The organism is Pseudoalteromonas sp. UBA6610, assembly GCF_002433295.1.
GTDB classification, from domain to species: domain Bacteria; phylum Pseudomonadota; class Gammaproteobacteria; order Enterobacterales; family Alteromonadaceae; genus Pseudoalteromonas; species Pseudoalteromonas atlantica.
Genome location: NZ_DJHW01000001.1, coordinates 110,583 through 124,337, shown reverse-complemented (window position 1 = coordinate 124,337; position 13,755 = coordinate 110,583). Strand labels below are relative to the sequence as shown.

General features: G+C 40.7%; 12 protein-coding genes. 10 read left to right on the top strand and 2 right to left on the bottom strand.

Annotated features, from left to right (window positions below; translation table 11 throughout):
* The 6 genes from B4F91_RS00565 to B4F91_RS00540 form a co-directional block, all read left to right on the top strand.
* Positions 1-739: S1 RNA-binding domain-containing protein (locus B4F91_RS00565; RefSeq protein WP_288635316.1), on the top strand; the 739-nt coding region annotated here is incomplete at its 5' end.
* Positions 740-804: 65 nt separating this feature from the next.
* Entirely contained in the window at positions 805-1,092 is a 288-nt protein-coding gene (gene ihfB / locus B4F91_RS00560; protein ID WP_004587872.1) for an integration host factor subunit beta, read from the top strand.
* A gap of 21 nt (positions 1,093-1,113) precedes the next feature.
* The gene (locus B4F91_RS00555) at positions 1,114-1,395 is read left to right on the top strand and encodes a lipopolysaccharide assembly protein LapA domain-containing protein (RefSeq protein WP_004587873.1); all 282 of its coding nucleotides are present in this window, start codon (positions 1,114-1,116) and stop codon (positions 1,393-1,395) included.
* A 2-nt stretch (positions 1,396-1,397) separates the two neighbouring features.
* On the top strand, positions 1,398-2,534 hold the full coding sequence (gene lapB / locus B4F91_RS00550; RefSeq protein ID WP_004587874.1) for a lipopolysaccharide assembly protein LapB: 1,137 nt from the start codon (positions 1,398-1,400) through the stop codon (positions 2,532-2,534).
* Positions 2,535-2,580: 46 nt separating this feature from the next.
* Positions 2,581-3,285 carry an orotidine-5'-phosphate decarboxylase gene (gene pyrF, locus B4F91_RS00545; RefSeq protein WP_055253475.1) on the top strand — a complete coding sequence of 235 codons (705 nt, stop codon included), beginning with the start codon at positions 2,581-2,583 and terminating at the stop codon, positions 3,283-3,285.
* A gap of 91 nt (positions 3,286-3,376) precedes the next feature.
* Complete coding sequence (locus B4F91_RS00540; RefSeq protein WP_004587876.1) at positions 3,377-3,751, top strand: hypothetical protein; 375 nt, start codon at positions 3,377-3,379, stop codon at positions 3,749-3,751.
* Positions 3,752-4,001: 250 nt separating this feature from the next.
* Here the strand turns inward: B4F91_RS00540 and B4F91_RS00535 are convergent, their stop codons facing one another.
* The gene (locus B4F91_RS00535) at positions 4,002-4,832 is read right to left on the bottom strand and encodes a CvfB family protein (protein WP_054982457.1); all 831 of its coding nucleotides are present in this window, start codon (positions 4,830-4,832) and stop codon (positions 4,002-4,004) included.
* Between the two features lie 2 nt (positions 4,833-4,834).
* Positions 4,835-6,160, bottom strand: coding sequence for a DEAD/DEAH box helicase (locus tag B4F91_RS00530; RefSeq protein WP_286938305.1), 1,326 nt, complete (start codon positions 6,158-6,160; stop codon positions 4,835-4,837).
* A 198-nt stretch (positions 6,161-6,358) separates the two neighbouring features.
* On the opposite strand from B4F91_RS00530, the gene B4F91_RS00525 reads away from it, so the two are divergent.
* From B4F91_RS00525 to B4F91_RS00510, 4 genes are all read left to right on the top strand, one after another.
* Positions 6,359-7,366 carry a rhodanese-related sulfurtransferase gene (locus tag B4F91_RS00525; protein WP_024034100.1) on the top strand — a complete coding sequence of 336 codons (1,008 nt, stop codon included), beginning with the start codon at positions 6,359-6,361 and terminating at the stop codon, positions 7,364-7,366.
* 253 nt (positions 7,367-7,619) lie between these two features.
* A complete protein-coding gene (locus B4F91_RS00520) occupies positions 7,620-8,636 on the top strand; it encodes an efflux RND transporter periplasmic adaptor subunit (protein ID WP_286938303.1) in 1,017 nt (338 codons plus the stop codon).
* A 2-nt stretch (positions 8,637-8,638) separates the two neighbouring features.
* Positions 8,639-11,719 (top strand): efflux RND transporter permease subunit, encoded by a 3,081-nt coding sequence (locus B4F91_RS00515; protein ID WP_286938301.1) that lies wholly within the window; start codon positions 8,639-8,641, stop codon positions 11,717-11,719.
* Between the two features lie 137 nt (positions 11,720-11,856).
* Positions 11,857-13,752, top strand: a complete 1,896-nt coding sequence (locus B4F91_RS00510; RefSeq protein WP_004587882.1) for a DUF294 nucleotidyltransferase-like domain-containing protein — start codon at positions 11,857-11,859, stop codon at positions 13,750-13,752.
* Positions 13,753-13,755 lie beyond the last annotated feature (3 nt).

Below are 13,755 nucleotides of genomic sequence, written 5' to 3'. Positions count from 1 at the left end.
TTGGACTAACAAGAACATCCACCCTTCAAAAGTTGTTTCACTAGGTGACACTGTTGAAGTTATGGTTCTTGAAATCGACGAAGAACGTCGTCGTATTTCTCTTGGTCTTAAGCAATGTATTGCTAATCCTTGGCAGGAATTTGCTCGTCTACAAAACAAAGGCGACCAAGTTACTGGTAAGATCAAATCAATCACTGACTTCGGTATCTTTATCGGTCTTGACGGTGGTATTGATGGTCTTGTACACCTTTCAGACATTTCTTGGAACACGCCTGGCGAAGAAGCTGTACGTGAATTCAAGAAAGGCGACGAAATCACTGCTATCGTATTGCAAGTTGACCCAGAGCGTGAACGTATCTCTCTAGGTGTTAAGCAAATCGAAGCTGACCCGTTCAATAACTACCTTGATGCAAACAAAAAAGGTGCTATTGTTAAAGGTAAAGTGACTGAAGTTGATGCGAAAGGCGCAACTGTAGAGCTTATCGAAGGCGTTGAAGGTTACATCCGTGTAGCTGATATCGCTCAAGAGCGCGTTGAAGATGCAACGACTGTTGCTTCTGTAGGCGACGAAATCGAAGCTAAATACGTTGGCGTTGATCGTAAGAACCGCACTTTAAGCTTATCTGTTAAAGCTCTTTTCGAAGCAGAAGAGAAAGAAGTACTAGAGAAGCTTAAGAAAGAAGAGCCAGTGTTTGAAAACGCAATGGCAGCTGCTTTCGCAAATGCACAAAAAGACTAATTTCTAATTAGTTTTTAATTGGAAGGGCAGTTTTGCCCTTCCACTATTCTCTTTAAGGAAACGCTATGACTAAGTCAGAACTGATAGAAACACTTGCCGAACAGCACGCACACGTTCCAGTGAAAGATGTTGAAAATGCAGTAAAAGAAATTCTTGAACAAATGGCCGGCTCATTATCTACTTCCGATCGTATTGAGATCAGAGGTTTTGGTAGTTTCTCTTTGCATTACCGCGCTCCTCGCACAGGTCGTAATCCTAAGACTGGCGATACAGTAGAGCTTGATGGTAAGCATGTACCTCATTTTAAACCAGGCAAAGAATTACGCGACCGCGTAAACGAGAGTATTGCCTAGTTAACCAGTTGGAGTAGTTACTTGTTTAAGGTATTAAAAATTATTCTGGTTGTACTATGCCTATTTTGCGCATTTTTATTGGGTTCTCAAAATCCACAATTAGTACAAATCAATTATATTATTGCCAGTAATACCTTGCCACTCGCTGTAATAATAAGTATCTGCTTTATACTGGGTGTGATAATAGGGTGTTTTATTAGCTTTAAATTGTTTTCTAAATTAAAGTGGCAAAATTACCGCTTAAAAAAACAATTAGCGCCAGAAAAAAATAATAGTAAGCTTATTGCTAATAAAGACACCTAATCATGATTGAGCTTTTGTTTTTACTACTGCCTGTTGCTGCCGGTTATGGCTGGATTATGGGCAAAAATAGTGCAAAAAACCAAGCTCATCAACTCAATCGCCAAATCACTTCAGAATACAGTAAAGGCTTAAAGTTTTTACTAGACAGAGAAGAAGATCAGGGCTTAGAGCATCTAATAAACCTATTAGAAGTGGCTGCTGACTCTGTTGACCATTATTCAACCCTTGCTACCATGTTTCGCCGAAGAGGCGAGCTTGACCGCGCAATAAAAATTCATGAACTCCTTTTAAAACACCCAAGCTTAAATGAACAACAAGCTGCCGCTAGCCGTTTAGAATTAGCTGAAGATTATATTATGGCCGGCTTATTAGACGGTGCAGAAGAGCATTTAGTGTGGCTTGTTAAAGCTGGGCATGAACAAGCACTTGACCCAATTATTACTTTATACTCGCAAACCCGAGAGTGGGAAAAGGGCATTAATATGTTCGAAGCCCATAGTGAGTTATTCGTTAAAGAGCAGCATTTTAAAGCAATTGCTAATTTTTACAGCGAAGCTGCCTTAAGCGAAAATAAACCGCAATTAATGAACAAAGCCATTAGCTTAAATTACAAAGCGGTTCGCCCTTTATACGAATTAGGGTTATCGGCTTACACAAGTGAAGACTACGTAAAAGCAATTTACTATTGGCGTGAACTCGTTTGCCAATTTACGTTATTTGCACCTTTGTTTATTGACCAGCTTGCACATAGTTATAAGCAGTTAAATTTAACACATCAGTTTCATGATTTATTATGTGACTTGCTCGATAAAGGTGGGGTGCTAATAAAAATAAAACATTGCCAAGCACTGTTAGAGCAGGGAAATACTAAACAGGCATTTGAGTTTTTAACCGACAGCTTAAAGCGTCAGCCTACAATTCGAGGTTTTAGCTTTTTACTACAGCTAATGGGTGATAAAAATCCAAATACCAAAGAAGTACTTGATGAAATTGATAAGCTAGTTACGTCGTATATAGCTACAAAACCAGACTTTCAATGCCAACATTGTGGTTTTACAAGCCACACTATTTATTGGAACTGCCCATCTTGTAAACATTGGGAAACCATTGTGCCAAGTAGAGGCCTAGACGGATTTTAATAACCCCCAACTATTTATAACTTTACTGCCATTCATTAGGATAGTTATGTCTTTAGAAGATACAAAAAAAGTTCTTATTGCCCTAGATTACGATTCACAAGACGCGGCTCTTAATTTTGTAAAAAAACTCTCACCAGATACGTGTCGTTTAAAAGTAGGTAAAGAAATGTTTACTTATTTTGGCCCTGCATTCGTTAAACAGTTAATCGATTTAGGCTTTGACGTATTTTTAGATTTAAAATTTCACGATATCCCTAATACAGTGGCAAAAGCGGTCACCGCAGCGGCTAATATGGGCGTTTGGATGGTAAACGTTCATGCATCAGGTGGTTTTGAAATGATGAATAAGGCAAAGCAGGCACTTGAAAAGTTTGGTGATAAAGCACCTTTATTAATAGCAGTGACAGTGCTAACCAGCATGGACGAAGCTGAACTAAAGCGTTTGGGTGTTGAAAAATCAGCGCAAGAACAAGTTATTCATTTAGCTAAATTAACAAAAGAAGCAGGGCTTGATGGCGTAGTATGTTCTGCCCAAGAAGCGAAAGCGCTAAAAGCACAATTAGGTAGCGAGTTTAAGCTAGTTACTCCAGGCATTCGCCCTGCTGGTAGTGATGTGGGTGACCAAAAACGCATTATGACACCTAAGCAAGCTATTGAAGCGGGTAGCGATTACTTAGTGATTGGTAGACCGATCACAAAATCGTCAGATCCGGTACAAACTTTAACTGATGTTAATAAATCACTAGTTTAAGTTAACAAAAAGCAATTATTTAGTGCTAAACCCCTTTTATGAATACATTTTTATGCTACATTAGTACTAAGAATGCAGTAAGGGGTTTATTTTGAAGTTAATTTTTGGATCTATTTTAATTGTTGTTGCAGGTTTTTCAGTAAATAAATATGTTTTTTCTAGTAAAGCTTATGATGGAGTAGCGACGATTACTGACTTAGTCGCAAATTACCCTGTCGATTTATTTGAATTTAAGCAAACCATGCATGGCTACGCACACCACTTATGCTATAAAAATGAAGAGCGCTTAACGCGCCAAAACGTAACTACGTCAGATTGCATTTCAAATCACGACGACAAACAAAGTGAATGTGAAAATAAAGTATTTAGGTTGGCGCCACTAAGCTTAGAAACCAAAGCTGAGATACTTGATTATTCAAAGCAATATACAGAATGTACGTTGCCGTATAAGCGTATTATGGGCTAATGCCTATTAGTAATTCCCTAATTATTTTTCAGGGGTAAACCTCGTGTTAGCTTTGTTTAAAAAATTTTATTTACGCGAAGGTGAGGGCAGAGAATAGGGCAATATAAGTGCCGTTAGTGATAATAGCTAAATAACGTTTTTTATTCATCAAAACGTTATATGCCCTTTGAATAATCATTTAATTAAACTATTTAGAAAAAATTTAACTATAAGCGCCAACATAATGTTAGCGCTTATAAAAAGTGTACAACTATTTTAAGCGGATAGATTTGGCTTCTATGTCTATCAAGCCTTGCTTAAATAAACCACCAATGGCTTTTTTGTAGTTAGCTTTACTGGTTGAAAATACTTTTTTGATAAGCTCAGGATCAGATTTATCACCAATGGCTAGTATGCCGCCTTCGTTTTTAAGCTTTTCCATTATTTTATCGCCAAGTTCACTTACTTTACCCATGCCTGGCTTTTCAAGTATAACGTCGATTTTTCCGTCTTCTCGTACTTTTTGAACAAACCCTTTAAGCTTTTGCCCTACAAATAAGTTTTTAAATACCATGTTGTAAAACACAACCCCAAAGTGAGACTCTTCAATAAGCACTTTGTAGCCAATATCTGTTTTACCAGCAACAATTAAATCAACTTCTTGAAGATGTGTGTACTCAGGTTCATCTTTTGATAAAAAGCGATTAAAGTTGCTTGATGCACAAATACGTTGGCTCGCATTATCTAAATATAAGCGAACTAAATAAGAATGACCTTCTTGCATACGTGGTTTTTGCTCGTTAAATGGAGCTAAAACATCTTTCTCTAGTCCCCAATCTAAAAAAGCGCCAATGCTATTTATTTCTTTAACACGAAGCAGTGCGTATTCACCAACTTGGGCATGGGGTTTTTTTACTGTTGCTGTAGGTAAATTGGCGTTATCTAAAAAGATAAAAACGCTTATGCTATCGCCAGCTTCAAGTTCATCTTTAATTTCGTGTTTTGGTAAAAACACTTCCCCTAAATCGTGGCCATCAAGGTAAGCACCTTCATTGCTTACTTCTTTTACAAATAAGGTTTGTGTTGTTCCTAGGTAACTCATAATTATTCCTGCTCAGGCTTTTTTTTACGGCGCATTGGTGAATTGCCATCAATGTTCATCGGGGCTTTTATAGGTGCAGCTGGTTTTTTAGGTTTTGTCTTGCGTTTAACTTGCGGCTTTTTCACCTGTGCAACTTTTTTAGTTTTTACAGCGGCTGTTGCAGGCTTTTTCTCTTTTATACCTTTAAATTTAGCTTTAAGGCCATCCACGCTTGCAAAAAGCAGCTCGTCGTTCAAAAACGACTTAATTGCTAAGTAGCTTGCCCAGTCTTTAGGGCCTACTAGCGATAATGCATTACCTTTAAATCCGGCTCGGCCTGTACGACCTATACGGTGTACATACTCTTCAGCGTGTTTTGGTAAATCAAAATTGATTACGTGCGTTACACTTAATAAGTCCAATCCTCGCGAAGCGACATCAGTGGTGATCAAAATTTTAAAGTTTTCGCGGCTAAACGAGTCCATGATCTCAAGGCGTTTGCTCTGTGTTAAATCGCCAGCTAAAGCAACTGATTTAAAACCTTTTGCATTTAATGCTTCACTTAAACGGCTGGTATCGGCACGGGTTGCTGTAAATATAATACATTGGCCAACATCATCTTGTTTTAAAAAATGCTCAAGTAACGCTTCTTTATGATCAAGGTGATCGGCTAAATAGAGTGTTTGTTTAATATCACTGTGTTGCTCGTTAGCGGCGCTCAGTGTAATTTGTTTTGGCTTTTTTAATAAATTACGCGATAGGGCATCTACTTGAGTGTGATCTAGTGTCGCTGAAAACAACAATGTTTGGCGCAAGCGGTGATTAGCTTGCTCGTTAATCATTTTCAGCTGTTCAGTAAAACCTAAGTCTAAAATACGGTCGGCTTCATCAAAAATTAATAGCTCTAACCCGCTTAATTGTAATGAGCGTTTTGTGATGTGATCGGCCAAACGCCCTGGGGTTGCCACAACAAAGTGCGGGTCGTTACGAAGGGCTTTAATTTGATCGTTAAAGTTCTCGCCACCGAGTATTTTTACAGCTTTAATGTTTGTGCCCGCAATTAATAAACGCAATTGCGTAAATACTTGCGTTGCAAGCTCACGGGTTGGTGCAACGATGAGGACACGTGGATCGCGTTTACTGAGCGCTTTTTGTTTCATAACTCGCTGAACAGCAGGTAATAAAAACGCTAATGTTTTGCCCGACCCAGTTTTAGACTGAGCAAAAATGTCATGCCCTGCAAGTGCGGTAGGCACTGCATGTGCTTGAATATCTGTGGGCTGGGTGATCCCTTGATGTGCTAATTGTGTTTCAAGGCGAGTATCAATCCCAAGATCAGTAAAGTGCAAAGTCGTGTTCTCCAATGTGCAACTTAAATTAATGGCCGCATTATAGCTTACACAAGGGTTATGCCGACAGTAAAAACCATTCTAACGCGCTATTTTTTGCAATTAATTATAAAAAGCGTAAAATACGCGCCCCATATGCGCCGGATTTACGATTCGGTAAACGCCACTTAAGGCTATCAAAGCAAAATAGGAAGTAAAATGACTGCTGTTCATAAAGATGATGTAACAAACGAGCACTTTGTAGTGTGTGCAATGTACAAATTTGTAGGTTTGCCAAATTTTGAAGCGCTACGTAAACCCCTTTTAGAAGTGATGGAAGCAAACGAAGTACGCGGTACTTTATTGCTTGCGGCTGAAGGTATTAACGGTACTGTATCGGCTAAACGCGAAGGAATAGATAACTTACTTGCGTGGTTAGACACACAAGAAAACCTAAAAGACATAGTGACTAAAGAATCATACGATGATGAATGCCCGTTTTACCGCACTAAAGTAAAGCTAAAAAACGAAATTGTTACTATGGGCGTTGAAGGGGTTGACCCACTAAAAGTAGTGGGAAGCTATGTTAAGCCTAAAGAGTGGAATGCATTAATATCAGACCCTGAAGTGATTTTGATTGATACACGTAACGATTACGAAATTGAAATTGGCACTTTTCAAAATGCAGTCGATCCTAACACCAAAACTTTCCGAGAGTTCCCTCAGTGGGCTAAAGAGAATTTAGACCCAGAAAAACACAAAAAAGTAGCCATGTTTTGTACCGGTGGTATTCGCTGCGAAAAATCAACGGCTTACATGAAAGAGCAAGGGTTTGATGAGGTTTACCACCTTGAAGGCGGTATTTTAAAATACCTAGAAGAAGTACCAAAAGAAGAAACAATGTGGGAAGGCGAGTGTTTTGTTTTTGATAATCGTGTAGCAGTAAATCATGATTTACAAAAAGGCTCTTACGATCAATGTCATGCGTGTCGTATGCCGATTACAGAAGAAGAAAAGCAAAAGCCAGAATACATGGAAGGTGTTTCGTGTCATCACTGTATTGATAATGTAACCGATGAGCAACGTGCTCGTTTTGCTGAGCGCCAAAAGCAAATAGAATTAGCACAAGCACGTGGTGAAGGGCACATTGGTAATGAAGCGCAAGCGGTTTTACAACAACGTAAAGAAGCTAAAAAAGCACAAAAAGAAGCCCAGCGTGGTAAATAATCTTTAACTACCTATTATCTACATAGCCCAGTTTATACTGGGCTTTTTTATTTATATAGCCACTTTTTAGTTTAATCCTGCCTGTATTTGTATAAATGCTTAGTCTTTAAGCGCCTTTTTTAAAAATTAATTGGTATTACCAATTTAATTTCATCTTATAGTTTTGCTAATTTATCGTTCTATCCTACCTATTGATCAATCAGCTGTTAGACTTCGTGAGGTAATGGAAATAATAATTAATTAAGGTGTTACTTTGAAATCGCAAAACTTTTTAATCGGTGTGCTTAGTTCGCTGCTGTTTTTCAGCCTTCCTGCAATGAGCGCGAACGTTGTTGTACAAAAAATTGCCCTCGAAAGTGCTAAACAACAAGTGCAAGCGGTAGGAAATACAGAGGCAATACATTCGGTTGTAATGTACCCTGCAGTAGGCGATAGAGTAACAGGCGTTTTTTTTAAGCCAGGTGATAAAGTAAAAAAAGGCGATACTTTACTCGAACTTGATTCCCGTAGGCAAAAAGCAGCGCTTGATGAGGCTAAAATTAAACTTGCCGACACCCAGCGAATACTAAAACGATTAGAACAAAGTCAGGCCAAAGGCGCAGTGCCTAAAAGCGATGTTGATGATGCTAAAACCGTTGTAGAGCTTGCCAAAGTCACCCTCATACAGGCTCAAACTGAGCTTGAAGACAGAAAAGTAATCGCGCCGATAAATGGCATTATGGGTTTAACAGATGTTGAGGTAGGCGATAGAATAACCGAGCAAACGCCCATCGCCACAATAGATGACACAACAAGCTTGTACATAAATTTTAACGCACCGGAGTCGGCTATCAGTATGCTGCGTAATAAAAGCAGCTTAACGGTGTTTCCTTGGCAATCAGACACTGCCATTAACGCTGATATTGCCTATTTAGACTCACGCGTAGACCCACAAACTCGTACTTTACGTGTTAAAGCCAAGCTAAATAATGAAAAACAACAATTTTTACCTGGTATGAGCTTTAGAGTACATATTGAAGTGTTAGGCGAGCATTTTGCTGCAGTTCCTGAGGCTGCATTACTGTGGGGGGCAACAGGCCCGTATGTATGGACCAGCGTTGATAAAAAAGCCACACGTGTTGATGTAAAAATAGAGCAGCGCTTGGCGGGGCGATTATTGGTTTCTGAGCCGTTAAATAAAGGCGATATTTTAGTAATTGAAGGGGTACAACGCTTACGTGCAGGCCAAGAGCTAAGCTTTAATTTACCCGCGCAAGATACGCAGGAGTAGGTATGAAACAGCAACCTATGATGCAAGACTTACCCTCAATGGCGATTCGCCGCCCAGTACTTATTGTGGTGCTTAACTTATTAATTATTATTGCAGGTATTGCCGCTATTGCGGGTGTTGAAGTAAGAGAGCTTCCTGATGTAGATAGACCACGTATTACGGTTTCGGCGCCATTTCCTGGTGGCTCGCCTGAGACCGTTGATACCGAAGTAACCAGCAAATTAGAAGGCGCAGTAGCGCGTGTAAGTGGCGTTAAATCAATACGCGCTCAAAGTGAAGAGGGAAATGCACGTATTGTGGTCGAATTTAGACCAGGCATAAATTTAGATGACGCCGCGAATGAAACGCGAGAGTCTATTGCACGTGTAGAGCGAGACCTTCCAGAGGAAGTAGAACGTGTTTCTATTATTAAAGCCGACAACGACGCTGAGGCAGTTGTATCTCTGACTGTTTCAAGTGAAAATTTATCGCTTGAAGCACTTACCGAGCGCGTAAATGTTGACTTAGCGCCGCAATTTTTAACTATTCCGGGTGTCGCAGATGTACGCTTAAACGGTGATAGAGAACGCGTATTAAGAGTACGAATTGACCCGCTAAAACTAAGTAGCTTTAATTTAACAGTGCCCGATGTAGCACAAGTGCTTAGCCAAGCACCGTTTGATGTTCCAGCAGGGAGTTTAAAGTCAAACGATCAGCAAATTATTGTACGTGCCGATGCAACCTCTATTACTCCAGAACAAGTTGGCGATATTATAATACAAGGCGATACCCGAATTAGTGATATTGCAGCTGTGTATTTTGGCCCTGCCGATCCGCGCTCTATGGTAAGGCTAAACGGTAAGCCCGTTATTGGTATGGAAATTATTCGACAAGCACAATCAAATACAATTGAAATATCAGATGAAGTGCTCAAGCTCATTACAAGCATGCAAACGCGCTTTCCAGAAATGGAATTTACACTTACCTCCGATGACGCACAATTTATAAGAAGCTCAGTAGATGAAGTAATTTACTCTTTATTGCTTACAGTATTGTTAGTGGTTGTCACTTTGTGGGTATTTATTGGCTCTTGGCGCGCCACTTTAGTGCCTGCTTTTGCTATTCCTGTTGCCTTAATAGGGTCTTTAGCACTTATATGGGCACTGGGTTTTTCAATAAATATTTTAACCTTGTTGGCGCTAGTATTAGCCACAGGCTTAATTGTTGATGATGCCATAGTAGTAAGTGAAAATATTCAGCGCCAGCGGGGGCTAGGTTTAGGGCGTCGGGCAGCTGCTGTAATAGGCACGCGCGAGGTTTTTTTTGCTGTTGTAGCAACTACTGCTGTACTTGCCGCTGTATTTATACCTATTGCGTTTTTACCCTCTACTGCCGGTCGCTTATTTAGAGAGTTTGGTGGAGTACTTGCCGGTGCGGTAATTATATCAAGCTTTGTGGCACTTTCATTAGTGCCTGCTCTTACCTCCAAATTAAAGTTAAAGCAGGGCGGTTTTCACCCATTTGCTAAACTAGGCCATTGGTTGGGTGGTATTTATACAAAAACAATTCATAAAGTGCTTAACCATGCATGGCTTACGTTTGCGCTCTGTTTATTGGTTGCAGCAGGCTCAGGTGCGTTGTACGCCAGTTTAGACAGCGAGCTTTTGCCAACAGAAGACCGAGGAAAAATTCGTATATTTGCACGTGGCCCAGATGGTGTAGGACTAAACTTTATGGATAGGCAAGCGATAAAAATGGAAGATATTTTACTTCCGTTTGTCGATAGCGGCGAAATTGAGTCAATTTATACTGTGGTAGGCCAATGGGACCCTAATATTGTGTTTATTACTGTGCCATTAAAGCATTGGGATGAGCGCCATTTTAGCCAACAAGAAATTATTAATAAGATACGCCAGCCACTTGGCGATATTCCAGGAGCACCGGCTTACCCAGGTGGGGCTAATAGTTTAAATCTACGTGGTCAAGGGGGAGGCGTTGAAATCGCGCTGCTTGGGCAAGATTATTTGCAAATATTTAAAGCGGCTCAGCAGTTTTCTGCGGCATTAGAAAAAGCCGTTCCTGAGGTGGCACCTGTGCGTATTTCTTATCAGCCATCGCAACCACAACTTAGAGTAAATATAGACAGACGCCGTGCACAAGAGCTCGGTGTATCGCTAGACGACATTGCCATTACCTTGCGCGCAGCAATAAATGGCGACGATGTAGAAGATTTAAACATTGGCGATCAGTCTGTGCCAATTATGCTCCAAGCGCAAAACCAAACCATAAACAGTCCAAGTGATTTGGCTAATTTATACATCAGAGCGGGTAATGGCAGTTTAGTACCATTAAGTAGTGTGGCCTATATTTCTGAAGAGGGGGTGGCTGCAGAGCTTGAACGTCATGCCCAGCGCCGCTCAATAGAGCTCAGTATGGAGTTGCCAGAATCGTTAACCATTGCTGCTTTAGTAGAGCAAATAAAAACGGTGTCTGAGCAATCGTTAGAGCCAGGTATTGCACTTGCGTTTAAAGGCGAAGCGCTAACGTATGAAGAAACATCCAGCGAAGTACTTGTAACTTATGTACTTGCTTTTTTAATTGTATTTTTAGTATTGGCTGCTCAATTTGAAAATGTAAATAGTGCCATTGTGGTTATGATAACCGTTCCCTTTGGTATTACCTCGGCCATATTAGCGCTTTATTTAACCGGCACGTCGTTAAATATTTACTCTCAAATTGGTTTAGTGATGCTGATAGGCTTAATCGCTAAAAACGCAATTTTGCTTGTTGAATTTGCAGACCAATTACGCGATCAAGGTTTAACGGTCAGAAAAGCCGTCGAGCAAGCTGCGCTGGTACGTTTACGCCCAATTACGATGACCCTTATATCTACTCTACTTGGTGCATTGCCGTTAATTCTCTCTACAGGCGCAGGGGCTGAGGCCCGAAATGCAATTGGCTGGGTGGTGTTTGGCGGCTTAGCACTTGCGGTGTTGTTTACGCTTTATCTTACTCCGGTAATTTACTTAGGTTTAGCACGCTTTACCACGCCAAGGGGGGATGAATCTAAGCAGCTCGCACAAGAGCTTGAAAAAATAGACTAACCTTAAAGCCATGCCCAGCAACGTTTTTAAATTAAAAGTGTACTGGGCATGGTTATGACTTGATTGGCACTACTTGTTTGTTAAGATAGCCACTTAAGCATATACATGCCTTTTTGTGTGGCCACAAGGAATCCCCAATGCAAGCCGAACAAGTTGAAATTGCGCAGTTTTTAGCGCAGCACCCGCCATTTGATGACTTACCGACAAACGCTTTAAACGAGCTTGCGCAACAAGTTGAGGTAGCTTACTACCGCTCGCAAACTGATATTTTAACGTTAGGCCAAGACATCGCTGATTTATTTATAATTCGCAGTGGCTCTGTAGAAATTTATCGTCGTAATAACGAGCTTTATAACCGCTTAGATGTGGGCGGTATTTTTGGCCAAATGGGCTTGTTGATGAATCGTAAAGTGCGCTTTCCTGCAAAGGCACTCGAAGACACCCTAGTGTATTGTATTAACTTTACGCTGTTTAACCGTTTTTGTGACGAGTTTGACGGCTTTGCTGATTATTTTGAAGCCGATGGCAATGTACGCCTTCGCCAAGCGTTAGTTGAGCAGGCCGACAGCAACGATTTAACAACCGCCAAAGTTAAGTCGCTCATTCATCGCGATGTGGTAACGCTAAGTACGCAAACCACCATACAGGATGTGGCTAAAGTAATGACAGAAGAAGCGGTATCTTCTGTGTTAGTTACCGATTTAGACAAACCAATAAGCGACGACCCAGAAGAAGACGATGGGCAAATTGTAGGCATTATTACCGACCGCGATATACGCACAAAAGTGGTAGCCGAAGGCCTTGGGCTTGATGTTACCGCAGATAAAATTATGTCTACTAATCTTGTACTGCTTGATTCAAATGCCTATGTATTTGAAGCCGTCCTTGCCATGCTGCGCGACAACTTGCACCACTTACCTGTGGTACAAAAGCGCCGACCCATTGGTGTTATTTCGCTATCCGATATTTTAAGGTACGAGTCGCAAAGTAGTTTACTTTTGGTACGCGGTATTTTAGCGCAGCAAACCATTGAAGATTTAGCACATTACGCGCGCCAGCTGCCCAATGTATTTGTACGTATGGTAAACGAAGATGCTAATTCACATATGATTGGTACGGCAATGGCGGTAATAGGGCGTACTTTTAAACAGCGCTTATTAGTACTGGCTGAAGAAAAATATGGCCCGCCGCCAGTACCTTACTGTTTTATAGCGTTAGGCTCTATGGCGCGAGATGAACAACTTATTGTAACAGATCAAGATAACGCGCTTATTTTGGATGACAATTACGATGATGAAAAACACAACGAGTACTTTCAAAATATTTCTGATTTTGTGTGTGATGGCTTAGCGCAATGTGGTTATACCTATTGCAGCGGCGAAATTATGGCCTCGTTCAAAAAATGGCGTAAAACACGCTCGCAATGGTTTGATCAATTCTCACAGTGGATAGCCTTACCTAAACCACAAGCCCTACTTAACAGCTCAATATTTTTTGATTTAGATGGGGTGTGGGGTAAAACAAAATGGGCCGACGAGCTTAAAATTTTTATTGCTAAGCAAAGTAAACAAAACCGGGTGTTTTTAGCAAATATGGCTGCCAATGCCCGAAACCGCACACCGCCACTTGGTTTTTTTAAAGGCTTTGTGCTTGAACATAACGGCCAGCATAAGCGCTCAATGAACTTAAAACGCAGAGGCACCGCACCGCTTTCTGATGTGATAAGAGTGCATGCACTGGCGATAGGCTCTCGTAAGCAAAATTCGTTTGAACGCCTTGAAGATATTATTGAATCGCGACTGTTACCTGAAGGTAAAGCACAGGATTTACGTGATGCGTTAGAATACATTGCCATGATGCGAATTCGCCATCAAGCATGGCAAATAGAGCAAGAAGAAGAGCCCGATAACGACATAGACCCGCATTTACTTTCGCCGTTTGAGCAACGCAATTTAAAAGAAGCGTTTGCCATACTCGAAAAAGCACAAAGCTACTTAAAGTTTAGCTACTCAGCCAATGCGGGTGTTAAGTAGCGA